A 23,024-nucleotide genomic window follows, 5' to 3' on the forward strand; every position below is an offset into this window, starting at 1 on the left:
CGCCACGAACGATGGAGCGACGCTCGAGCGTCGATGCAGTATCTATCACACACAACTCGAGCGCTGCGTTCGTACGGGTCACAGACAAGAGGTGTCGTCGATGAGCGATGGCTCCGTTCGCCCCGTTGGCGAGCAGTTGCGTATACTCGTTGTCGGTGACTCACGGCGGATCGAGACCGCACTAAACGCCCTCACCACAGCGTTCGACGCCGGCGAACTCGTTCGCGAGCACACGGTTTCAGACGCCCTCGAGCGACTCGCAGATGCGGATGCGGGCATCAATAGCGTCGTTCACTGTGTTGTCTGTGAGTTCGGCTCCGACTGCACGAGCCTTGATGACTCGCAACTGCGCACGCTCGAGCAGCGTACAGAGGTCCCGATCATTATCGTCACCGACGGCGCGGACATCGCAGCTATCGACCGCGCGCTCGAGGTCGGCGCAACTGACGTTGTCAACCCCGGCGATTCACGCGCGCTCGTTGCGACGCGCGTCAGAAACGCCGCTCGGCAGTTCCAACTCACCGTCGGTCGCCGTGCGAGCGAGAGTGACGACCGCCGTTCTCGAGCCGTCCTCGAACAGTCAGATGCGCTCGTGTTCGTCCTCGCAGCAGACGGATCAATCACATACGCTAGCCCCGCGGTCGAATCTCACTTGGGCTACACCGCGAGCGAACTCGAGCGGACCAGCCTCAAGCGGATCGTCCATCCCGACGACCGCGAGCGCACGGCGGAAATCGTGACCGCCGTGTCGACGGAGCCACTGGGCTCGAGCGAGCGGGCAGTTGTCCGACTCGGCGATGGCGCACACTCCTGGCGACGCGTTGAACTCACCTGCGTCAATCGGCTCGCCGACCCAGAGCTTGCGGGGATCGTCGTGACAGCAACACCAACTCCGGGAGCGACGGATGATACTGCGCTCGAGCGAGGCGAAGAACCCGCAGCATCCAAATTCGAATCCGGTCCCGAACAGGCGACAGATACTGCCACCGCCATCGACGAACACGACCGGCGTGCACTCCTTGAGTCGGCAATCGACGCGCTGGACGACGGCATCGCCGTTCTCGAGGACGATGTGATTCGGCTGGTCAACGGGACGCTGGTCGATCTAACTGAATCACAGACACTCGTGGGTGCCGATCTCGAGGCGCTGTTCGATGCCGACCTCGCTGCGACGATCCGTGAGCGGGCCCAGTCACCGGTCGTCCGGTGGATGGAACCCGTCCGCGGGACCCTCCAAACTGATGGCGACACAATTCCGGTCGATGTCGTCGTCACGCCGCTGCCAGGTGAGGACGACTGGACGCTGTGTCTCATTCGTGACCGACGACAGTCACCCGCCGCCGCGCTCGAGACAGTTGGACAGACTGTTTCCGTACTTCGTCAGGCCGAATCGCGCCCGCAGATCTACCGTGCCGTCACCGACGCGATTCGCGCCTGTGTGGCGAGTGAACTGGCAGTCTGGTATCGACTCGAGTCGGCAACGCTCAGCGCCGCTGCGGTCGCACGCGCAGACGATCAGCCCCCGGCTGAACTCCCACCAATCGACCGAGAACAGGTCAATACGTCTCGCCTTGCGTGTGAATCACCGACTGCCTTCGACGGGGCAGCGCTCGAGTCGTTGCTCGAGCAAGCGGGAATTCGAGCCGAGCGCGTACTCGTCGTTCCGATCGATGAGCGCGGTGTCGTCCTTGCGACGAGCAGCGATCCAATGGCGTTCGAAGCGCTCGATCTCGGCCCACCAACGGCGCTTGCGGACGCCGCAGCCGTCGCGCTCGACCGACTTGAGGCCACCACTACGGCTCGTGACTGTCGTCGCACGCGCGAGCACCTCGAGACGTCGCTCGCTCGCGAACGGGCAGTTCGAGACGTTGAACGAGCGCTACTCGAGGCCGCAACCAGAGTCGACGTGGAAACGACGCTCTGTGAAGGACTGGTCTCTCTCGCCGGTGAGGACGGCGCAAACGGCAGTTCTTCTGACGCGGCCGACGACCGTCGGACGCCAGTTGCAGGAATCGATCTGGCCTGGGTCGGCCGCGTCGCCACCGGCAGCGAAACAATCTCACCACGGACCTGGGCAGGTACCGACGGGGCATTTCTCGAGTCGCTCACCGGGCAGGTCGATCCTCGTGCTGACTCACCGGCCGGCCGGACCGCTGCAACCCGCGACTCTACCGTCATCGACGACCTCGAGGCCGTCGTTCGCGACCAGCGCGAGCCACCTCCCCCACTCGAGTCTGCACTCGAGGCGGGTATGCAGTCGATGGTCAGCATCCCGATCGACAACGGTGACTTTCAGTACGGTACGCTGACCGCCTACGCCACCCAGCCCGCGGCGTTTGATGACTCCGTGCGCTCGACCTGTGAACACCTCGCGCAAGTCGCTGGCTACGCCATCGGCGCACTCGAGCGCAAGCAGGCGCTTTTGGCCGACAGCGTCGCCGAACTCGAGATCGTCGTCCGCGACGACACAGAACCGCTGTCGGCGATCGCCCGCGGGCTCGACTCGCGAATCGACGTCCGGTCGGTCGTCCCTCGCTCCGGTGGTGGATCGACCGTCTACTGCACTGTTCTCGAGCCCACACCGGATACACTCAGGGCGGTCGCTGACGACCTCGAGGCAGTTGCTGCCGTTCGGTTTGTCGGAGATGGGCCGGACGACGGCCAACCGACGCCCGTCGAGTTCACGATCACGGATTCGACGGTCGCAGAGACGCTCGCGGAATACGGCGGCGTCCTGCGTTCGATCACGCCCGCCAAGTCACAGAGCCGACTCGTGATCGACCTCTCGAGTACGGTCGACGTACGGGCATTCGTCCGAACAATCGACCGCGCTCACTCCGGGACTGAATTGCTCGCTCGCCGCGAACGCGACCGATCGACCCCCTCGGCTCGAGCCTTCGATACGGAGCTTCGAGACCGACTCTCCGAGCGTCAACTGCGGACGCTCGAGGCGGCGTACTACGGGGGCTTTTTCGATTGGCCGCGCGCGAGCACGGGCGAGGATGTCGCTGAGTCCCTCGGAATTTCGCAACCGACGTTCAGCCGCCATCTTAGGGTCGCACAGCGGAAACTGTTCGAGTTGCTGTTCGACGAACCCGCTGATGAGCAGTGATCAACCACGGGTTATATCTGTGTACTATTGGCTCGATAAGCGGTAATCAAGTATTTATTCCACCCAGTTACAGACAGCGGATTGATCGATGAATTAGTATTGTTGTCCGCTGTTCAACTATTTCCGTATATAGCGTCTACGACCATGTACTCCCAGTCGAATCACCCATTCAATGAGTGAGTCCCCGGTAACGACAACTTACATCGGTCATCCAGCCGGATGGCAGATGGACCAATGAGCATCGACATCGCCGATGCGGAACCCGAAGTCGACGTTGACGTCGATGTCGAGGGCTCCGAACTCCAGACCCAGGCTGACGGTGGCATCGTTGCACAGTTGCGACTTGACCACTCGGCGCTGTTCTTGCGTCCCACCCTCCGGCGCGCAACCGACATCTCGGTCGAACCCGACTACTGGACCACCGCCTCCTCCGGGCGCACACAGGTCTTCGTCACCGCCTACGGCTCGACGTTCGACGCCTTCGAAGCCGCCCTCGAGGTCGACTCGACCGTCGCAAACCCGGTACTGGTTGATCGCTACCCTGACCGTCGCGTCTATCGCCTCGAGCGGACCGATCGGACGCTCACGTTCGTCGACGAAACTGCAGACGCCGACGGACGCATCCTTGAGCTTTCGAGTTGTCGAAACGGCTGGTGTGTCCAGCTTCGATTCCCGACCCGAGACGATCTGGTCACGTTTAACGAGTACTGTCGTGGGCAAGGCATTTCACTAACTGTCGATCACTTACGCGTCTCCGACGACGAGGACGACGGCGTCGTCGCCCTGACCGAAAAACAACAGGAACTTCTTGCGGTCGCCCACGAGGAAGGCTACTTCGACGTTCCTCGAGGCATCTCACAGGATGAACTGGCCGATAGACTCGGCGTCTCGAAGTCGGCCGTCTCCCAGCGTCTTCGCCGTGCGATTGGCGAACTCTGTGCGTCGACGCTGTAGTGCTCGAGTGCGAATATAATTTTGAACGTGTGCGAAAAGTGGCGTCCACAGCGCCCCGTTCGTGCTGTGGTGCAATCGTGACGAGCACTGCCTCACCAGGGCAGCGCGCGTTACTCGTCGTCGTCTTTCATCGAACCGAGCTGGGAGATCAACTCGTCGGTCGATGCATCGGATTCGAACGACATCTGCCCGTCGTGGTCGTTCTCGTGGACGTTGACAGCCTCGCCGTTGTCATCGTCGTCACTCGTGTGTTGCTGTTGCTCGGATTCATCGTAGCTACCAAAACCCATACCATACCTACCACCTCGCCCTTCAAAGGCGTGGCGGTTCTCGATCGCACCGTGATGTGATCGCACGTATTGGCTGCCCAACGAGACGGCACCCACAGGCGCTTACTTGAATCGGAGATACTGCCGATCATACTCCGGTTCACCCTGTCGCGGATGGATCGTAATAAACGATTCTGGCGCCATTTCCGCGAGTTCGGCTGGTAAATCCGCAAGCTCGGAATGCCAGCCCACGTCACCACGCCGTGGTGAAATACCGACGATCAGATCATCATCGCCTGCCTCATCCTCGAGTTGCGCGCGGAGGGTATCCCAACCATCGACGCCGGCGAACTCGGCTGTCGCGTCTACCTCGACGAGGTCAAACAGTTGTTCGAACTGGTGGGCCGACCCGTCGACGACGAGGACGTTCAACTCGGCTCCGACACTCGCTGCGAGGTGTTTGACGAGATGGACTGCCTCGTAGAATCCCTCGTGGTGGTCCGCGCCGAGTGGCACTACGACGTGTATTCGTCGCGTCGTGTTGATCGGATGGCCGAGCCGACTGATCAGGACTGGTCGCTTCGAGCGCTCGAGTACCTGGTCGATGATGCTTCCGAAGATACGGTGCTGGAAGCTCTGTCGTGCATCCCAGCCCATGATAATCTGATCGGCTTGCACTTCCACAGCACCCTGGACAATCCCCGATGCAACGTTGTGATTGACGCGGGCTTCGGTTTCGACGGGAGTTTCTGCGGCGCTGCCCGCAGCCGCGAGTTCCTCGAGTTCGGTGGTGACGCCAGCAATGCGCTGTTCGGTTTCATCTGCATCCTGTCCGGGCTGGACGACAGTCATGACGTGAACTGGCTCGTTGCCACTCTCACCTTTAATAACGAACGCAAGCTCCATCAACCGCTGTTGGAGTTCGGCGTTGTGCGAAAGTGGGAGCAAAATCGTTGGGTCTGTGGCGTCAGTGTCATCCTCCCCAACATCGCGCTCGAGTGCAAGTTGTGTTGCCGCTCGTTCGGTGAGCCATGGGCTTACGATGGCGGTGATGAGCAACATCAGCACCACCGCATTAAGCACTGCTGCATCGAACAACTCTGCTTCGAACCCAAGCAACGTAATCGCCAGTGCAGCAGCAGCTTGGCCGGTTGAAAGCCCGAAAATAACGTTTCGCTCGTTTGCCGTATAGCCCTGTACGCGCGAGACGAGCCAGGCGGCGATCCCTTTCGTCACGAGCATGATACCGACGATGAAGACGGTAATCTGGATCGTCTCGAGGCCGTCGAAAATCACAGACGGGTCGACGAGCATCCCGACGTGCAACAGGAAGAAGGGAACGAAAAAAGCGTTCCCGACGAATTCAATGCGGTTCATCAACGTCCCACCCGGTGGAATCAGCCGGTTGACGGCGATTCCGGCGACGAACGCACCGAGAATGGCTGAGAGATCAAGCAGTTCAGCAAGACTAGCTGCGGCGAAGATAGCGACCATCACGAACAAGAACTCAAAGTAACTCTCCTGACTGAACGTCTGGAAGAACCACCGAGAGAGTGGGGGAATAACGAACCAGGCCGCACCGAAGAGCAAGACGAGTGACAAGCCAACCTCTGCAAACAGCAGCGCCGAAAGCTCGCCGTCAACGGACCCCATTACAATCGCGAGGACGACCAGTGCAAGGGTATCCGTAAAGAGGATCCCGCCGAACACAGCTGTGACCGCACGATTCTTCGTTACTCCGAGTCGATTCACGATCGGATAGGCAAGCAGTGTGTGCGAGGCGAAGACGGCGGCGAGCAAAAGCGAGGCCCATTCGTTAAGACCCAACACGGTATACAACGCTGCAGAGCCGACGATAAACGGAATAAAGAAACTCGCCAGTCCGAAGAGTGCGGCGTTCTCTGGTGCTTCCTTGAACCCCCGGAGATCGAGCTCGAGACCGACCGTAAACAGCAAGTAGATCAGCCCGACTTCACCGAGCAACTCGATCGCATCGGAGTGACTGACGATCTCGAGGGCATCGGGGCCAATAAGTGCGCCTATGAGAACGATACCGACGATTCCCGGCTGTCCGAACCGTTTGGCGAACAATGGGCCGATCAAGAACACAGCCATTGCGACCGTAAAGACGAGTACCGGCTCCTCGAGCGGAATTGCTACGTCGGCAATGAACGTCGTGTACATGGTGTCGTGTGTTTCCAGTGTCCTCGAAACCGGTGGGTACACCAACGTGGTGAGAGCAGGGAGCAACGTGGTGTCCAGCGTTTATCGTCCCAACTGAACCAGTGTACACACCGACCAGACCGGCATCTGCGGTCGACTGTGCAGTGAGTTACAGTTGCTACTGTCGTGGTGGTTTCGAACCGTTGTTGTTCTGTCCTCGGTTTTAGGACGTATACTCGCCGTTGAGTGGTGGATAGCTAATAAAACGTTGGATTGCTGTAGTCAGTTCCCGGTTTTGACGACGTTCTGTGGCAACATTCCACACACAAAACGCCTGGAAAACACTATGTGCCAACCCCGTCGCGTTTTCGCGGCTTACGCCAGAGTAGTAGCTGATAACCAATCGATGCCAACGCTGTATCCCGCTGATATAGCTGCGTTGGCTTGACATACTTCGTTAAAAACGTTCAATATTGTTCTATAAAGTATCTCTCGAGCCTATTCATGAACATATGTTTTAAAATCAGTTCGAATGTTGTGACAGTCTCCTGCTAGTCATGTTTTGGCTATCGTCCAACCGACATGGTCGTACAGCGTAGCTACTGTCCGTAGTAGCCAATCTATAGTAATGCCCGCGGCTTGCTTTGTCCTCTATCATGCCCATGCACGCGCTCCGGCCGCGACGAAGTGTCGTGGACGTTCGACTAGCTAGCGATCGACGGTGCCCATTGACGCCCTCCCGACATGCGGCTACCCGTTCGCGACCGACTGCTGTGGCGACTTCGCCTGAGCGCTTGCTTGCACGGTGATTGACAGATGTGTGGAATTATTGGTCACGTCGGCGACGGTAACGCACTTGAAACACTCATTACAGGACTCGAGAATCTCGAGTACCGCGGTTACGATTCGGCCGGAGTCGCCGTGCAGAACGGCTCCGGAATCAAGATTCAGAAACGCTCAGGGAAGGTCGAGGAACTGAAATCAGCAATCGACGACACGACGCTTACGGGGGAAATTGGCATCGGGCACACGCGCTGGAGCACGCATGGCCCACCAACCGACGAAAACGCACACCCGCACACGGACGGCACGGAAGACGTTGCAGTCGTCCACAACGGGATTATCGAAAACTACGCTGAACTCAAGGAGTGGCTTCGCGCAAAAGGCTACGAGTTCACGAGCGACACCGACACCGAGGTCATCCCGCATCTCATCCAGTACTATCTCGACAGCGGAATGGACAGCGAGAGTGCCTTCCGAACGGCAATCGAGGAACTCGAGGGCAGCTATGCCGTCACGGTGATGATCTCTGACGAACACGTCCTTTATGCCGCCCGGAAAGGCTCACCACTGGTCGTCGGCGTCGAAGACGACGAGTTCTTCCTCGCCAGTGACGTTCCTGCGTTCCTCGAGTACACGGACAGCGTCGTCTATCTCGAGGATGGCGACGTTGTGATCGTTGACAACGACGGCGTCGAGTTTACTGATCTCGCTGGAAACCCAATTCGGCGCGAACCCGAGACGGTCGAATGGGACCCCGAGCAGGCTGGCAAGGGGAAATTCGACCATTTCATGCTCAAAGAGATTTACGAGCAGCCGACCGCACTCTCTCAAGCCATCGAAGGTCGGGTCGATCCCGAAAACGGCCGAATCGCACTCGAGGACCTCGAGTCGGGCACGTTCGGAGATATCGACAACGTTCAGCTCATCGCCTGTGGGACGTCCTATCACGCGGCGTTGTACGGCTCGCTGACGCTGAATCAGGCGGGGATCAAGTCGACAGCACTGCTCGCTAACGAGTACAGCGTTGCATCGCCGCCAATCAACGAAGACACGCTCGTCGTTGCCGTCACCCAAAGTGGTGAGACAGCAGATACACTGAATGCCCTCCGGCAGGCGAACGAGGCGGGTGCAAACACGCTCACCGTCACCAACGTTGTCGGCTCGACGGCTGCCCGCGAGGCCGACGACGCGCTGTTCATTCGTGCCGGCCCCGAAATCGGCGTCGCAGCCACGAAGACGTTCTCCTCGCAGGCAGTCATGCTCTCGCTGCTTGCCCAGCGCATCACTGAGGACGTTCATGGCACGCCTGCAACCACCAGAATCGAGTCGTACCTCTCAGAACTGGCCGAGATGCCGGACCAGATCGAGAACCTGCTCGAGACCTCCGATGCCGAGTATCTCGCCAGCCGGTACGAACAGAGCCAGTCGTACTTCTTTATCGGGCGTGGCCTTGGCTTCCCGGTCGCGCTCGAGGGCGCGTTGAAATTCAAGGAAATTACCTACGAACACGCAGAAGGGTTCGCCTCGGGTGAACTCAAACACGGGCCGCTGGCGCTGGTCACTCCCGAGACACCGGTCTTCGCAGTCTTTACCGGCGAAGAAGACGAGAAGACGCTGAAAAATGCTGAGGAAGCCCAGACGCGTGGCGCACCCGTCGTCGCAGTGTGTCCTGAAGGCCACCGTGCTGTTGACGTTGCTGACGCACACCTCGAGATTCCCGACACCGACTCCGACCTCGCTGGATTGCTCGCCAACGTCCAGTTGCAACTGGTCTCGTACTACGCGGCAGACCTGCTCGAGCGCCCGATTGACAAACCGCGGAACCTCGCAAAGAGCGTCACTGTCGAGTAACGAGAATCAGCTGTTGCGTTTTCTGGTACCTGTCCGGAGAGAGTAGAATCGTTCTCAGCGGCACCGACGGCTATGGTCGGCCCGACAGAGAACGGCACTCGAGTCCGAGTCTTCGAGGTCGCAGGACGACAGCCACCCCCGTAGCAGTCGTCCACACGACGTCACCGGCGACTCGTACTCGGTGTCGGAATCGGATCGGAGGGACGTACTGATCGAGTAATGGTGTGGTACCGATCGACACCCTCCACGTAGACTACCCGCTCGGAGTTACATAAAGCCCACACTTGATTGATACGGTGGTGGGCGCTCGAGACCGTTTCGCGCCCCTATTCCCGAGTGTTCGTTCGAGAGAAAACAGCCGACAAAAACGAACCGTCGTCCCGTCGCTACCGATCGCGGTCGACCGTTTCACCCGGACGCGTCGTCGCGCCAGTCTCGAGTTTGAGCCCCGGCGTGAGACTCGTGTTGATGCCGGTCTTAACGTCGTCGCCTGCGACAATGCCGAACTTTCGGCGGCCGGTCGAGACTCGCTCACCTTTGACAGTGAATTTGATGTCTGCGTCGTCGTGTCGGAGGTTACCGACCGTGGTTCCGGCACCGAAGTTCACGTCGCGCCCAAGCACACTGTCACCGACGTACGAGAGGTGACCAACCGTTGCACCCGGCGAGAGCACGCTGTTTTTCACCTCGACTGCGTGGCCGACTTTCGCGCCTTCGTCGATCAACGTCGCACCGCGGACGTACGCGTTCGGCCCGACGGTCGCCCCTGAGCGGATCAACACTGGCCCTTCGATGACCACACCCGACTCGACCGTCGCGCCTTCTTCGACGACGACCGCCCCCTCGAGTCGCGCCTGATCGCTGACCTCGCCGTCGATGCGTCGCTCGAGCGTCCCGAGTTTCCACTCGTTTGCCTCGAGCAGTTCCCAGGGGCGGCCAACGTCCATCCAGCGATTGAGCGTGACCGGCGAGACGGCGTACTCGTCGATAACCTGTGCGAGCACGTCCGTGATCTCGTGTTCACCGCGCTCGCTTGCAGGCACCTCGAGCCAGGCGCGGGCTTCCTCAGGGAAGGCGTACGCGCCAGCGTTCGCGAGATTTGTCGGTGGATCGTCCGGTTTCTCAACGATATCCGTGACCGTGCCATCGGTCGTACTCAACACGCCGTAGTTCTGTGGCTGGTCGACTTCGATTGCACAGACGGCCGGGCAGCGATCAAACAGTTGCTCGACCGCGGCTGGATCGTAGAGATTGTCGCCGTTGAGAACGGCGAACGCGCCGTCGATATACTCTCGAGCGGCGTTGACCGCGTCGGCCGTCCCGGACTGTTCTTCCTGGACGGCGTAGTTGATCGGAACATCGCGATACTCCGCCCCGAAATGCTCTCGGACCGTGTCTGCCTCGTAGCCGACGACGAGGACGACCTCGTCGGCTCCGGCATCGATTGCGGCGTCGACGGTGTGAGCCGCCATCGGCCGGTCAGCAACCGGAAGCATCGGTTTCGGCACTGCTGCAGACAGCGGTCGGATCCGCGTTCCTTCGCCCGCCGCGAGAACGACAGCTTGCATGCGGACAGTGTACGGCGATTCATGGGATAATTATACGGGTTCTACTCGTGCGTATAACTGTTCACGCATCCGACCGCCTGAGGCTACCCAGCTGGGTCATTTCTGTATGCGAGACCGAATCTGTTCGGGGCCTCCAGTCGTCTGTGTCGGGCGCGACAGAGTGGTCAGTTGCGTTTCTCCGCAACCACCCAGTATTCCGCGTCTGAAATACAGTATTTCCCGTCAGTAATATCGTATTTCTCGAGTGTGAGCCCCTCACACGCTTGATTTGACATGGGAGTATACAGAGGGGACGCTGTCGAAGAGACGCTGTAGGCACCGCGAACGGACCTGGTTATGCGGTCTATATTAAATACCGTTCTGTGGCTACGAATTGTTGATGTCGACCGAATCATCCGACGCGAAGTGGACGCCGATGACGTCTCGAGAAGCAACCAGCTCCCCTCGCTGTGTCAACTGTGGGAATCAAGTTACCCCGCAGTTCGCCCGCGTCTTCGGTGACAACCGGGATGTCGTCCATGCGTGTCCTGACTGTGCGACCTACCGCGAAATGAAGACGTCCGATTTCATCCCGAAAGACGCCCGATAACGCTGTTTTCGCCTCTCTAGTCCGTCACGTCTGCCACCACCAGCGCAAAGGCACGCGAGTTCTGGTTCGTGTTCCGTCTTCTGAGCGCCTCGAGCGACTCGTATCCACGTCTCGCCTTAGCCAGTCAACGGCGTCTCGAGACCGGCCGCGTCGGCGACGAGTGATTGTGCATCGTCGAAGACGCGTGCCGTCTCGTCCTCACTTCGTGCTTCAGCCGTGATGCGAATGAGCGATTCGGTGCCGCTGGCACGGATGAGGAACCAGCCGCTGTCTGTATCGACGCGGACGCCATCGAGCGTATTCACGTCGTCGCGGTCGGTGACACGGTCCTGAACGGCTGCCATCACGCCAGCCTTGTCCTCGACCTCGATTGACGCCCGCTGAATCGGATACTGTTCGATTTCACCAACTAGTTCGGACAGTGGCCCGCGTTCAGCGACGAGATCAACGAGTTTGGCCGCTGCGAGCGGTCCATCCGGACAGCGGGTTTCCTCCGGCCAGATCCATGCCCCGCTCGGTTCGCCGCCGAAGACCACGTCGTCTTCGGTCGTTCGCTCTGCAACGTAGACATCACCGACTTTCGTCCGCGTGAGTGATGCACCCGCGGCCTCGAGTGCGTCCTCGACGGCCAGACTCGTATCAACCGGCGCGGCAGCGCGCTCGCCCTCACCGACCGCTTCGCGGGCAAAGATCGCGAGCAGCGCATCTTTTGGCACGAACGTTCCCGTCTCGTCGACGGCCATCATCCGATCTGCGTCGCCATCGTGGGCGATGCCCAGATCAGCGTCAGTCTGCGAAACCAGCGCCGCGAGCGTCTCGAGCGTTTCTTTGTTTGGTTCGCTCGGTCGGCCGGGGAACGAGCCATCGGGTTGACCGTTGAGTGTGCGAACGTGACAGCCCAGATCGGCTAGCACGGTCGGCGTCACGGCGCCAGCACCGTTTCCGAGGTCGACAATAACTGTCGGCGCGTCGTCGGGCTCAAACGAGACGGCATCCGCGATCGCTTCCGCGTGGTGGCCTCTGACGTGTTCTCGCCGGCCGCGCTGGCCGAGTCCATCCCATGGGACCAGTTTGTAATCCGATTCCGCAATTCGGCGTTCGATCGAGCTGCGCTGGTCGGGACCGAAGGCCTTCCCTGACGGCGTCCAGAGTTTAATCCCGTTGTCTGCCGCCGGATTGTGCGATGCCGTGACAACGATTCCCGCGTCCGCATCCAGCAACTCGACCGCGCGTGCGACCGTCGGCGTCGACTCGAGGCCGACATCAAGTGCATCTGCACCACACTCACGCAGTCCAGCGGTGACGGCGTCGACGAGCATCTGGCCGCTCTCACGGACGTCTCGGCCGATCACGACCCGTTCGTAGCCATCCGAGGCGACCGCGCGGCCGACCTCGAGAGCCAGTTCTGCCGTTACCTCCTCACCGACTGGTCCGCGTATGCCGCTCGTTCCGAAGAGTTCGGTCATAGTCGTTGGTGACGAGCCGGATTGCCTTACTATATTGGGTCTAAAACGAGTATCCACAGTGTCAGGGCTGTACTAGTCTGTCCGCTCGAGAGACTCGCGTTTGTGTACAAAGTGACTGTGTGAGGACCCTCCCCCATCCTCGTATAATTCGGTCCGTTCGACCGTGAATCCGACAGTAGTACCTCCCTAGATTTCTGAACTGTCGACACTGTATATACACCATACTGTCGTGGGTTGTGATACGAACTTGCTATGAGCGCAACTGATCACGATCTGTCCCGCGACCGTGCCGCCGAGAGCGACGCCGAAACTGATGCCGACGACGAACCCGCCTCCGTCATGGACCTTCCACCTAGCGCAAAACTCGTCTACAAAGTCCTCGAGTACGAGGGGTCGATGACACAGGAGGAAATCGCCACGGAGTCCCGTCTCTGCTCGCGAACGGTCCGCTATGCACTCGGTAAACTCGAGGATGACTTCGTCAGCAGCCGCGTCTGTCTCGAGGACGCCCGTCAGTCGAAATACACTATCGAGAAGTAACCGTACTCGAGCGCGCCGCGCCATCGCCCCATCTGCCGTTGTATTCACCGCTGTTCGAACCGGAACTGAAACGTATCAGCATCCGTGAGTGGTATCGTAATGCGACCGCCCACGGACGCGCGAGGGAGAACGCGACTCGCGATTGCCGGAGTGGGTGCGACGAATGCGCTGCCGATTCTCGGTGTGGTGGTCTGGGACTGGAGCCTTGCGACACTGATTCTTGTCTACTGGCTCGAGATCGGGATTGGCCTGTGGTGGGCGGCGGTCAAAGCTGGGGTCGCTGAACGGCCGTCGGAGTATCCCGAATCCATGATCCTTCTTGGTACTGTTCGATACCGTCGCGGCGGACTCACCATCCCTGGTACGGCGCTGACCGTATACATCCACAATCTGGCCATGGTCGGTCTGACGGTTGTCTTCCTCGGCGGACTGTGGGCAATCGTTGGCGGAGTGATCCTCGTCTCGATTCTGAACTGGGACGGTGTTGGAATCGGGTTGGAAACTGCGTATTCGGTACTCGCCGTCGGTGCTTGCCTGTTCGTCACGCGGGGATGGGAAACCCTGTCGACGTATCTTCGCGACGAGCAGTATCGCGAGGTGAACGCTCAGCAAGCGATTCAAGACGCGCTGTGGCCGTTGCTTATCCTCGGCGTGCTCGTCACGATGTTCGTCCCCCCCCCGCCGAAACCGAGGCTGGTGGCCTGCTCTCGCTCATCGCGTTACTCGCGGGGAAGTTCGCATTTGACCTTTTGTGGGTGACCTACGGCTCGGTTCGTGCGTTCGATGCGGATAACGGCGGCTGGCTTGGCATCGCCGAGGGAGTGGATTCCGAATGGAAGCCACAGCCACTCGAGGAGCCACCCCAGTTCGTCGGCGACCCAATCCGCCCGCGCCGGGCCGGCGTCGTCTTTGGTGGGATCACGAACGCCTGGTCGTCAATCCTCGGAACGTGGACTGCATTACTGGCGCTGTTCGTTCTCGGTATGATCGCACTCGGTGGCACTCCGGCGATAATGTGGTGGCTCGTCCCGCCGCTCGTGGTGCTCATCGGTGTCAGCATTCTCGATAACGCGCTCCGATACTGGTGGACGACGTATCGCTTCGACGCAACCGGACGACTCTGGGAGTGTGGACGAAACTCGAGACCGCACCGATGCCTCGAGGCTGCACAGTATCGTTCCGTTCGAACCCGAACAGACCGCTTGCTTGGAACAACGACGGTCGAACTCAAAAACGAGCGTAGCAAGTATGATGAGAGTGACAGCGACGTCCAGCCGATTACGATTCCGGCGCTCGTCGATCCAGATGCAACACGCGTCCTCGAGACCCAATCAGAAATCGACGCCTCGACCTCGAGACCAACCTAGCCGAGCTTTCGGTACCGATCAATCGCCAGATCCAGCCCGAACGCGCCTCTGGTAATCGTGTAGTTGGTTTCGAGGCGTGGGTTGAACTTCGCCTTGTAGCGGTTGATGCTCGGGACGCCAGCGCCGACGAGGTCGTAGCGCTCGAGGTCCTCGCGGAGGCCGTCGCGCATGACCGTCCAGTCGAGTAAGTCGTTAATCGGCAGGTCGATGTCGGCATCGGGTTTGACGCCGCCTTGCCACCGGTAGCGGGTGGTGTCCGATTCGACGACGAGAATTCCGCCGAGGACCTCGTCTTCGCCGGCAGGGCGACAGACGTAAGGCCGAACCGAGCCGTCAGGCAACACCGCATGTGCGGACCGAACGAAATCGGGGCTCAGATGGAACGAGCGGCCCTGATTCTCGTATCGCTGGCCGACCTGCTCGACGATGGCTTCGATATCATCTGGGCCCCCTTCCTCGATCACGTAGGCGTCGTCGTCCGCATTGCGAACGTTACTACGTGCGTCGGTACTGAATCGGTTCAGCAACTCTTCTTCGCTCCCCTCGAGGTCGACGACGTACGTGTAGCCCGGTTCGACCTGATACTGATTCCAGGTGAACGGCCGCACGTCTTCGAACTCGGCCGCAACGAATCGCGTGTATAGCGGCGAAATTTCCATCTCGATCCACTCGAGTGCGCCCTCGAGGAATCGTTTGACGCGCTGGTCGGCTTTCCGCTGTTTGACCTTCTCGAGGTTGAGCGTCGCAGGACCAAGATATGGCGACCACGAGCGTGGGGCTGGCGAGAACGCGCCGGTGACTGGTCCGCGGGAGAACTCGAAGACGGGGAAGATACCGACGGCTTCCTGGCCCTTGAATCCGGTAATGAGATGCAGTTCCGTTCCCGTGTCTTCGGCCTGCAGGCGGAGTGCTTCCGCTCGGAAGAAGGGGTTCGTCCCATTTGATTTCTCGACGTAGCGGTTCCACTCTTCGGCCTCGGTCCAGGGGTCAAGCGTTGTAACTTCGATAGTCATAGGTACCCAAGATCGGAGAGCCGATCCTCGACAGCCCGATCATCTGTCGCCGTAATCGGCTCTGGCTCGTAGGCCGGATACTCTGCTTCGGCACCTGCGTCGATTATTGGCAACGTTTCGCCGTCCATCTCTGCATCGATCGGCACGTCGAACAGTGAACAGATCGTCGGCGCGATATCGAACAGCGTCGCATCCTCGCCCTCGAGCGAATGGTCTTCGTCGAAGGCAGGCCCGGCTGCGGCGACGACGCCTGTTTGCTTGTGGTTCCACGTCTCCATCGGCTCGCCGAACTGTTCTCTGCCGAGGTCGGCGACGAGTGCGTTGTTGAACTCCGTTGGGACGGTGACGATATCCGGTGCGTGATCAAGATATGGGCCCTCGAAGAACGATTCACGCGGGCCGACGGCATCGAACATTGGCTTGCCGTCCGGTGTCGTCACGTCCGAGAGTTGCTTGATCACCGCTTTTCGCACCGATTCGTACTCGGATTCGGGTACGGTGCCGTTTGGCTCTCTGCCCTCGAGATTGATCCGTAAGCCGAGTTCACTCTTCGAGCGCATGTAGACCTCCGATTCGGGGAAATCAACCTGTTCGCTGGCCGCCCGGATCATGTCGTTCGGGACCCGTCGACCAATCGGCTCTTTGAGTCCGACGCGGTCGAGCGCGCCCGCGACACGCTGGGTCGTGATCCCGACCTTTGCGGCGACGTTCATCGCCTTCTCGACGGGACTTTCTTCGTGTTCGCTTGCATCTTGGCCCTCGAGGAGGTCGTTCTCCCAGGCTCGCGACCAGTCTGGCATGCCCTCGCCGCCGCTTCGGGCCTGCAGATAATCTTTCTCGCGCAGGAACTCGTTGATCCGGAACTCGTCACCCGTTATCTTCCCCATCCCGTGATCGCTGACGATCAGGACGTTTTCTGGGTCGACTTCCTCGAGTGTTGCTTCGATCTGCGTGTCGACTTCGTTGTAGACGGCCTCGATAGCCTCCTTGTCGCCGGGACGCTCGTGGAAGACGGAGTCGGTCTGTTGGAACTGCAGGAAGCCAAAGTCAGGTTCCATCCGCCGGCAGAGATATCGAAACGCCTCGCCCCGAAGTTCGACTGTATTCTCGTAGCCCTCGATAGAGTGGTCGGGTTCGGGCCCGCTCTGCGGGTAGATCCGGTAGTCGCCACAGGCCATCTTGACGTCCTCGAGGATCCCCTCGGGGTGACACGCGGGGTCCTCGGGTGCGGTCATCCCGGGAATCAACGCGCCATCGAACTCCGAGGCCGGGTGCGTGACGGGCAGGTTGACGACGACGCTCGTCAACCCGTGTTCGGAGAGCAGTTCCCACACTGGCCGCTCTCGAACGTGCGTCGAATTGACGACATCCCACTCGTAGCCGTCGAACGAGAGAAAATCAAACACACCGTGCTTGCCGGGGTTCTTCCCGGTGTACATCGAGGGCCAGGCGCTTGCCGTCCACGGCGGTATCTGTGACTCGAGCGGACCGGACGACCCCATCTCGAACAGCGACTCGAGTGTCGGCGCGTTGCCAGCGTCGAACAGCGACTCGAGAACGGGGCGACAGCCTGCATCGAGTCCGATGACGAGCAGTTGCATGTCGTCATCAGCAGTCGAATCTGTCATACGGAGTCGGTTGAGACCACCGGGCTTTGTTATGCGAGTGCTTTTCGACTGTAAGACGCGTTTTCACCGCGGGTCAGGCCCATGGCCTTACGGTGTAGATACCCTGTAAGCGACGCCTGACGATGCAGGCCGTGACGTATCGACCCCATCACTAAAGGTTCTGTTCGGAATAGCGTATCTAATGCGTGTATGGTTGATAATCGGGGGGTCACTGACTGGTAACCGTTGTATCGTATGATCAGTGCTGGACCATCGTTGTCGATCCGGTCACTCTCGAGGCACCACTCGGGTCCAACGGGTGTTGAATCGTTCCTCGAGGAGTATGCCGCAGCGTACACCTTCTATGGTGCAGGGAAGGTGGCACTCCGAGACGGACTCGCAGGGCTCGTCGAGCCAGGGCAAAACGTCTTGCTCCCGGCGTATCTTCCGGATGCCGTCGTCGAACCGTTTCAGGAACTTGGACTCGAGCCGCGATACTATCGTGTCGAGCCATCGTTTGCGCCGGACCTTGCGGACGTCGAGCAACGTATCGACGCCAACACCGCTGCGGTCATGTCAGTCAACTACTTTGGCTTCCCACAGCCGGGTCTCGAAGAGTTGCAACAACTCATCGAGGACTACAACTGCTATCATATTGATGATAATGCTCATGCGCCATTGAGCATCGACAATGGGACACTACTTGGCACCCGCGGGCACATCGGGATCACGAGCCTCTGGAAGCTCCTGCCGGTCCCGAACGGGGCCGTCCTCTTTCATAACGATGCCGAGACAATCGAGAATTTCCAGCCGTCGCCGATTGCTGGCGTTCGCGAGAGCGTCGACGTATCCGATTGCCAGTTCATCGTCAAATCCGTTATCCAGAACCTCCTCGATGGAAACGGCATGATTCGGGAGTCACTCGACTCTATGTTTGCTCTCGACGACGACGAGACACCAGCAGTCGGCGGCCCACACAAACGCTACGAAGATGGGAAACGGATGATGTCACGACTCACTGAACACATTCTCGAGGAGTCGAATCCAGACGAGATTCGGAACCGCCGTCGGACAAACTATCGAACCTGGCAACGACTGCTCAACGATCGCGACGACCTCGAATTTGTGTACGACTCGCTTCCCCACGGCATTTGTCCGCAGGCGTTGCCCGTTCGGGCGGAGGAGCCAAAAAAACTCATGGCAGCCCTCCAGCGCTGCGGTGCCGGGGGCGCGTACAACTGGCCGCGACTTTCGACGACCGTCCTCGAGAACCCAACCTACGAGACAGCAACCCGCCTCTCGAAAGAAATCGTTGCCTTGCCGGTCCACCAACACGTCGATGCATCGACGATCGAAGCCGTCGCGATGAGGCTTCGCCACTGAGACTGGCCGAGACGGCTCACTCGTCGTCGCTGGGAACGTCGCCGTCATCTCTCATTTCGTCAGCTGCAGTCAGACTTGTCCGAGCGTCGGCCTCGAGTCCGTACGTTCGCTGGCCGGTTCGCTCGAGTATGTCCTCGCTTCGCAACTCTGAGAGGAGACTCTGAACGGCGACGGTCGACCGGCCTACCTGCTCAGCGATTGGTACGACCTCGAGTGGACCATCGCGAACAAACACTGCAAGAATCGCTTTCGTCGTCTCGAGTGAACACTGTGACCGCTCGCTTGCCCGCTCGAGTTCGGTCTCAACTGACCCTGTCTCGAGGCGATCAGCGAGTGCCGAAATCGAATCCGACCACTGTCCCGATGGCGTCGCGTTTTGATTCACCGCACGTGGCTGAGGCCGGGTGGGTGAACTCGACGCCGCAGTACTGTTCGAAGGTGTCTGGCCAGCGTTGTTCTGAACCGCAGCCGTTTGAGTATCGCCCGCTGAGCCATCCTCCTCAGCAACCGTAGTCGGCGTCTCGTCGCTGATCTCGCCACGCTCGAGATTCCGTTTGCGACTCACCGTCGGCCAGTTGCGGCGTTCGTAGCCTGCAAGCGGACCCGCAGTCTTGTCTGGTTGGCTCGCGCTACTGGCGCGGTCGCGCTCCTGTTCGCCGGCAACCACCAGATCCGCGTCGTCGTCTTCGTCGGTGTCGACATCTGTATAGCCAAACTCGAGTGGATCGCCACCGACTTGCAGAATCTCTTCCGCGTCGTCGCCATCGAGGTCGTCGGCTGCTGCTCGCTCGGCAAGTGTCTGTAACTGTTCGCGAAGGCGTTCGTTCGCCTCACGAAGCCGCCGAACTGTCTCATCTCGCGACTCAAGGTCGTCCTCCAAGGTCTCGATTCGTTGCTCACGCGTTTCGAGTGTCTCCTCGAGGTCATCGCGTTCGTCCTCGAGTGCGAGAATTTCGTCGTGCAGCCGGCGTTCGCCCTCCTCACCTGTCGGCAACTGTGTCTGGTAGAGTTCGGGTTTCGTCAGCGCATCCGCCATCTGCTTTGCGGCGTTCGAGATGTCGCGGGCCGACTCGAGGTCATCCTCTAAGGTCTCGATTCGTTTCTCTTTCTTCTCGAGTTCGTTCTCGAGCTCGAGGATGCGGCTTTCTTCGCGTTCCTTGCGCTCGGAGATGTTCTGGAGGTCGCCAACGAGGGCGTCGGAGACGGACTTGAGTTCGGGTCGCTCAAAGTCGTCGAGGCCGGGTGTTGCACCGGCGTCGAAGGTCCGCTTGCGCCGGAACTGGACCTTTCGGACCTCGGTGTCCGTCCAGTCCGTCTGGACGAATCCCTGCCCGTCACCTAGTTCAGAAACGAGTTCCGAGTACTCGGTGTCGATAATTCGGCCGACGACGTTCGTATCGTTGTCCCAGGTCAGGCGATGCCAGACGAGCCAGTTCGCCTGCGTGATGAAATCTTTCTTGACATCGGCAGGGCGCTGGCTGATGCCGACGATCCCGAGGCCGTGTTTCCGGCCGCGCTTGCTTATCTTGATCAGCAAATTGCCTGTTTCGCCGACGCCGCCGCCCTCGGGAATGTACTCGTGGACCTCTTCGACGACCAGCAAGAACGGCTTCTTCAGTTTCTTTTCTTTGACGAAGAGCTGCTGGGCGACCTTCTTGATGAGTTCGTCCGCGACGTCCTCGTCGAGATAGCCCGACACGTCGAGGATGATCGGGACGTTCTCCTCGAGTGCAAGTGCGGCCATCTGTTCGGCGTGTTCGGGGCCGATCTGGATGTCACACTCTTCGTCCGCGCCCGCGTGGAGCATCTCGTACTCCTCTTTGAGCCCGTAGTACTCGCCGTCCGTGTCAATAATCAGGAGGGGAAAGCCGGCCTCGAGTAGTTCCTCAGCGATCACCGAGGCGGTGTTCGACTTTCCGGAGCCGGATTTTCCAGTGACGAATCCGCGTCCGGTCAGCAGTTCGACGACGGGAAGCCACAGGTCGTGGCCGTCGTCCGTCTCGCCGACGAGAACCTTCCGTTGCTCGTCATCGCTCACCGTATCCTCACCTCGAGCGGGGCCGCGTCGTTCATGCTACATACAGTTCGAACGCGCTCCCTTGAACGTTGGCCTCCCTGTAGATCTCATGGTGCATGTGAACACACTACAGCAACAATTATGACAATTGCGCATGATCGTTGGAACAGGTTCGCTGATCGATGATCTCGAAAACGCCTATTCGCCACACTGGCCTGCTTGCATCCGCGGCGAGAAATGGGCGTTTCACCCCGTATGGGCTCGACGCCTGGCTCACTGCCAGTGGTCGTGGACGGGATCTCGGTCACGCACTCCACTCGAGTTCGAGTGGAGTTGCACTCGGATCCGTCCGCGCCGTATAATCGTCGCTGGCCGGACGAATCCGACGACGCCATTTTCGGAGTCTGTCACCGCTGACGGGTGGTCCCGTCTGCGAGTGTTCTGTCCGGCCAGCGGGGCGTAGTCCCCGTAGTGTACTGGCCACCACGCGAGCGCTGATCCAGTGCTCGAGCGCCGAGTTCGACTCTCGGCGGGGACCATATGACCGCACTGACACTGCAGGTCGACGTATCGCTTACCGTTCGCGTTCCACTCAGCGCCACGGGTAGCCTCGCTGACGGCGCATTGCGCGTCATCGAACGCGTCGACACCGTCGAGCACGTCGCCGACGCCGAGATCAGGCAAGTCTCACCCAGTCTCAACGATACCACCGTCGCGCTCGACGCTCGAGTCGCCTTCACCGACGCCGAAACCGTCGCCTGCTGTGAGCGTGCCCTCGAGGATGGGTTCGGCGTAAACTGTGTCGACCACGTGGAAGCGGTCGAACCGGACGCGCCGCCGGTGATGGAGGTGGGGTAGCCACGAGTGCCAATAGTAAAATCGCGATTAAGCTAATCACGATTAAGCTAATCGTCAGTATTTTTGTCTGTGGCCTCGGAGTGTGTGTATGTCCCATCCGCAGTTCGTCAATCGTGAGGACGAACTCGAACTGTTGCGGTCGCGATTTGACCGAGAGACGGCGGATTTGCTCGTCGTGTACGGGCGTCGTCGACTCGGCAAAAGCGCACTCGTTCGTGAGGCAATCGGTGACCGCGACGATGCCGTATACTGGCAGGCAACCGAAGAGACTGCAGCCGTCCAACTCGAGGACTTTGTCGAAACGGCCAGTGAGACGGTTCCCCTCATTGCGGATCTCAAACGCGACTGGGAGACAGTGTTGCGAACGCTTGGCCAGCAGGATACAATCGTTATCCTCGATGAGTTTCCATACCTGATCGAATCGGATGAGTCCCTGCCGTCAAAGCTCCAGCGAGTCTGGGACATGCACCTCGAGGAGACGTCGATGACGCTCGTCCTCGTCGGGTCGTCGATCAGTATCATGGAAGAAAAAGTTCTGGGCGGCGGCAGTCCGCTGTACGGTCGACGAACCGGGGCAATTGACTTGCCACCGCTCGAGCTTGGGGATGCGCAGCGGTTCTACCCGAGTTCGGAGCCGGATTCAATTATCCGGTCATGGGGTGTCTTCGGTGGAACGCCGTACTATCTACAGGCGCTGACGCAGTCGAATACCCTTGCGGAAAACATTCAGACACATATTCTGTCGGAACACGGCGTCTTGCACAACGAGCCAGAGTTCCTCCTGCGGACGGAGTTTGGCATTCGGGACCCACGAACCTACTATACGATCCTTCGGGCCATCGCCACGGGCAAACGCGAGGTGAGTGAAATTGCCGGATTCGCTGGAATTGAATCGAATTCGGTCGGTTCGTATCTCTCGAAGCTACGCCGGTTGCGACTCATTGAACGAGATACCCCGGTTACGGCGAATCCACAAACGACCAGAAAGAGTCGCTATCGGCTCCGAAAACCGCTATTTCAGTTCTGGTTCCAGTACGTCTACGGGCAGCAAGGAAAACTCGCCCAACTTGGCGATGACGCCTACGAGCAACTCGTCGAGCCGACGTTCTCGTCCTATATGGGGACCATGTTCGAACGAGTGTGCCAGCAAGCGCTCCCGAAACTCGTCCCAAAAACGTATCATGGTATCGGCTACTGGTGGCACGATCACCACGAACTCGATGTCGTCGGACTCGGCGGCGATGGCACGCTCGTCGCTGGCGAGTGTAAGTACACAACCCGACCGATGGATGAGGGTGATCTGGCCGACCTCGAGCGCACCACCGCACAGGTTCGGTGGACGCCACCGAGCGGTGGCGAGCCGACACCGCAGTACTGCTGTTTTTGTCGGTCCGGCTTTTCCGAGGGGTTGCAACAGACGGCTGCAGAACGAGACGACATTTCACTATTCACCCCGACGGACATCGTGAACGCCTATCGGTGAC

Annotated in this window: 18 protein-coding genes; 10 read left to right on the plus strand and 8 right to left on the minus strand. The window is 59.7% G+C overall.

The window, feature by feature from the left end:
* The first annotated feature begins 100 nt into the window (after window positions 1–100).
* Window positions 101–3,112 (plus strand): bacterio-opsin activator domain-containing protein, encoded by a 3,012-nt coding sequence (locus G6M89_RS21520; protein ID WP_165163951.1) that lies wholly within the window; start codon window positions 101–103, stop codon window positions 3,110–3,112.
* 234 nt (window positions 3,113–3,346) lie between these two features.
* On the plus strand, window positions 3,347–4,066 hold the full coding sequence (locus tag G6M89_RS21525; protein ID WP_165163952.1) for a helix-turn-helix domain-containing protein: 720 nt from the start codon (window positions 3,347–3,349) through the stop codon (window positions 4,064–4,066).
* Between the two features lie 110 nt (window positions 4,067–4,176).
* Here G6M89_RS21525 and G6M89_RS21530 read toward each other — a convergent pair whose 3' ends face one another.
* Window positions 4,177–4,356: a DUF5786 family protein gene (locus tag G6M89_RS21530; protein WP_165163953.1), complete on the minus strand. Its 180-nt coding sequence runs from the start codon at window positions 4,354–4,356 to the stop codon at window positions 4,177–4,179.
* 102 nt (window positions 4,357–4,458) lie between these two features.
* A complete protein-coding gene (locus G6M89_RS21535) occupies window positions 4,459–6,519 on the minus strand; it encodes a cation:proton antiporter (protein ID WP_165163954.1) in 2,061 nt (686 codons plus the stop codon).
* 795 nt (window positions 6,520–7,314) lie between these two features.
* Between G6M89_RS21535 and glmS the strand changes: the two genes are divergently transcribed.
* Window positions 7,315–9,132 (plus strand): glutamine--fructose-6-phosphate transaminase (isomerizing), encoded by a 1,818-nt coding sequence (gene glmS / locus G6M89_RS21540; protein WP_165163955.1) that lies wholly within the window; start codon window positions 7,315–7,317, stop codon window positions 9,130–9,132.
* A 386-nt stretch (window positions 9,133–9,518) separates the two neighbouring features.
* On the opposite strand, the gene glmU is transcribed toward glmS, so the two are convergent.
* Window positions 9,519–10,700, minus strand: coding sequence for a bifunctional sugar-1-phosphate nucleotidylyltransferase/acetyltransferase (gene glmU, locus G6M89_RS21545; RefSeq protein ID WP_165163956.1), 1,182 nt, complete (start codon window positions 10,698–10,700; stop codon window positions 9,519–9,521).
* A gap of 379 nt (window positions 10,701–11,079) precedes the next feature.
* On the opposite strand from glmU, the gene G6M89_RS21550 reads away from it, so the two are divergent.
* Window positions 11,080–11,289: a hypothetical protein gene (locus G6M89_RS21550; RefSeq protein ID WP_165163957.1), complete on the plus strand. Its 210-nt coding sequence runs from the start codon at window positions 11,080–11,082 to the stop codon at window positions 11,287–11,289.
* A 116-nt stretch (window positions 11,290–11,405) separates the two neighbouring features.
* Here G6M89_RS21550 and glmM read toward each other — a convergent pair whose 3' ends face one another.
* Window positions 11,406–12,755: a phosphoglucosamine mutase gene (gene glmM, locus G6M89_RS21555; RefSeq protein ID WP_165163958.1), complete on the minus strand. Its 1,350-nt coding sequence runs from the start codon at window positions 12,753–12,755 to the stop codon at window positions 11,406–11,408.
* A 252-nt stretch (window positions 12,756–13,007) separates the two neighbouring features.
* On the opposite strand from glmM, the gene G6M89_RS21560 reads away from it, so the two are divergent.
* From G6M89_RS21560 to G6M89_RS21570, 3 genes are all read left to right on the plus strand, one after another.
* Complete coding sequence (locus G6M89_RS21560) at window positions 13,008–13,295, plus strand: MarR family transcriptional regulator (protein WP_165163959.1); 288 nt, start codon at window positions 13,008–13,010, stop codon at window positions 13,293–13,295.
* A gap of 99 nt (window positions 13,296–13,394) precedes the next feature.
* Entirely contained in the window at window positions 13,395–14,054 is a 660-nt protein-coding gene (locus tag G6M89_RS21565) for a DUF6498-containing protein (protein WP_165163960.1), read from the plus strand.
* Complete coding sequence (locus G6M89_RS21570; RefSeq protein ID WP_165163961.1) at window positions 14,051–14,662, plus strand: ECF transporter S component; 612 nt, start codon at window positions 14,051–14,053, stop codon at window positions 14,660–14,662. The genes G6M89_RS21565 and G6M89_RS21570 overlap by 4 nt, the downstream gene beginning before the upstream one ends.
* Here the strand turns inward: G6M89_RS21570 and G6M89_RS21575 are convergent.
* Complete coding sequence (locus G6M89_RS21575) at window positions 14,659–15,675, minus strand: GNAT family N-acetyltransferase (protein ID WP_165163962.1); 1,017 nt, start codon at window positions 15,673–15,675, stop codon at window positions 14,659–14,661. The two genes, G6M89_RS21570 and G6M89_RS21575, sit on opposite strands and share 4 nt — an antisense overlap.
* The gene (locus tag G6M89_RS21580; protein ID WP_165163963.1) at window positions 15,672–17,303 is read right to left on the minus strand and encodes an alkaline phosphatase family protein; all 1,632 of its coding nucleotides are present in this window, start codon (window positions 17,301–17,303) and stop codon (window positions 15,672–15,674) included. Before G6M89_RS21580 ends, G6M89_RS21575 begins: the two co-directional genes overlap by 4 nt.
* 234 nt (window positions 17,304–17,537) lie before the next feature.
* Between G6M89_RS21580 and G6M89_RS21585 the strand changes: the two genes are divergently transcribed.
* A complete protein-coding gene (locus G6M89_RS21585; protein ID WP_165163964.1) occupies window positions 17,538–18,665 on the plus strand; it encodes a DegT/DnrJ/EryC1/StrS family aminotransferase in 1,128 nt (375 codons plus the stop codon).
* A gap of 16 nt (window positions 18,666–18,681) precedes the next feature.
* Here G6M89_RS21585 and G6M89_RS21590 read toward each other — a convergent pair whose 3' ends face one another.
* Both G6M89_RS21590 and G6M89_RS21595 read right to left on the minus strand, forming a co-directional pair.
* Entirely contained in the window at window positions 18,682–20,703 is a 2,022-nt protein-coding gene (locus G6M89_RS21590; RefSeq protein ID WP_165163965.1) for a helicase HerA domain-containing protein, read from the minus strand.
* Between the two features lie 252 nt (window positions 20,704–20,955).
* The gene (locus tag G6M89_RS21595) at window positions 20,956–21,222 is read right to left on the minus strand and encodes a hypothetical protein (protein WP_165163966.1); all 267 of its coding nucleotides are present in this window, start codon (window positions 21,220–21,222) and stop codon (window positions 20,956–20,958) included.
* Between G6M89_RS21595 and G6M89_RS21600 the strand changes: the two genes are divergently transcribed.
* Window positions 21,223–21,540 (plus strand): hypothetical protein, encoded by a 318-nt coding sequence (locus G6M89_RS21600; protein WP_165163967.1) that lies wholly within the window; start codon window positions 21,223–21,225, stop codon window positions 21,538–21,540.
* A gap of 88 nt (window positions 21,541–21,628) precedes the next feature.
* Window positions 21,629–23,023, plus strand: a complete 1,395-nt coding sequence (locus G6M89_RS21605; RefSeq protein WP_165163968.1) for an ATP-binding protein — start codon at window positions 21,629–21,631, stop codon at window positions 23,021–23,023.
* Window position 23,024: the final 1 nt, after the last annotated feature.

Source organism: Natronolimnobius sp. AArcel1 (genome assembly GCF_011043775.1).
In the GTDB taxonomy this organism is placed as follows: domain Archaea; phylum Halobacteriota; class Halobacteria; order Halobacteriales; family Natrialbaceae; genus Natronolimnobius.

What these genes read in the sequence shown, in the direction of transcription:
- G6M89_RS21560 (WP_165163959.1), top strand. Translation starts at nt 13,008, where the DNA reads ATGAGCGCAACTGATCACGATCTGTCCCGCGACCGTGCCGCCGAGAGC.
- G6M89_RS21600 (WP_165163967.1), top strand. Translation starts at nt 21,223, where the DNA reads ATGACCGCACTGACACTGCAGGTCGACGTATCGCTTACCGTTCGCGTT.
- glmS (WP_165163955.1), top strand. Translation starts at nt 7,315, where the DNA reads ATGTGTGGAATTATTGGTCACGTCGGCGACGGTAACGCACTTGAAACA.
- G6M89_RS21575 (WP_165163962.1), bottom strand. Translation starts at nt 15,675, where the DNA reads ATGACTATCGAAGTTACAACGCTTGACCCCTGGACCGAGGCCGAAGAG.
- G6M89_RS21525 (WP_165163952.1), top strand. Translation starts at nt 3,347, where the DNA reads ATGAGCATCGACATCGCCGATGCGGAACCCGAAGTCGACGTTGACGTC.
- G6M89_RS21535 (WP_165163954.1), bottom strand. Translation starts at nt 6,519, where the DNA reads ATGTACACGACGTTCATTGCCGACGTAGCAATTCCGCTCGAGGAGCCG.
- G6M89_RS21605 (WP_165163968.1), top strand. Translation starts at nt 21,629, where the DNA reads ATGTCCCATCCGCAGTTCGTCAATCGTGAGGACGAACTCGAACTGTTG.
- G6M89_RS21595 (WP_165163966.1), bottom strand. Translation starts at nt 21,222, where the DNA reads ATGGTCCCCGCCGAGAGTCGAACTCGGCGCTCGAGCACTGGATCAGCG.
- G6M89_RS21565 (WP_165163960.1), top strand. Translation starts at nt 13,395, where the DNA reads ATGCGACCGCCCACGGACGCGCGAGGGAGAACGCGACTCGCGATTGCC.
- G6M89_RS21585 (WP_165163964.1), top strand. Translation starts at nt 17,538, where the DNA reads ATGATCAGTGCTGGACCATCGTTGTCGATCCGGTCACTCTCGAGGCAC.
- G6M89_RS21580 (WP_165163963.1), bottom strand. Translation starts at nt 17,303, where the DNA reads ATGACAGATTCGACTGCTGATGACGACATGCAACTGCTCGTCATCGGA.
- G6M89_RS21520 (WP_165163951.1), top strand. Translation starts at nt 101, where the DNA reads ATGAGCGATGGCTCCGTTCGCCCCGTTGGCGAGCAGTTGCGTATACTC.
- G6M89_RS21530 (WP_165163953.1), bottom strand. Translation starts at nt 4,356, where the DNA reads ATGGGTTTTGGTAGCTACGATGAATCCGAGCAACAGCAACACACGAGT.
- glmU (WP_165163956.1), bottom strand. Translation starts at nt 10,700, where the DNA reads ATGCAAGCTGTCGTTCTCGCGGCGGGCGAAGGAACGCGGATCCGACCG.
- glmM (WP_165163958.1), bottom strand. Translation starts at nt 12,755, where the DNA reads ATGACCGAACTCTTCGGAACGAGCGGCATACGCGGACCAGTCGGTGAG.
- G6M89_RS21550 (WP_165163957.1), top strand. Translation starts at nt 11,080, where the DNA reads ATGTCGACCGAATCATCCGACGCGAAGTGGACGCCGATGACGTCTCGA.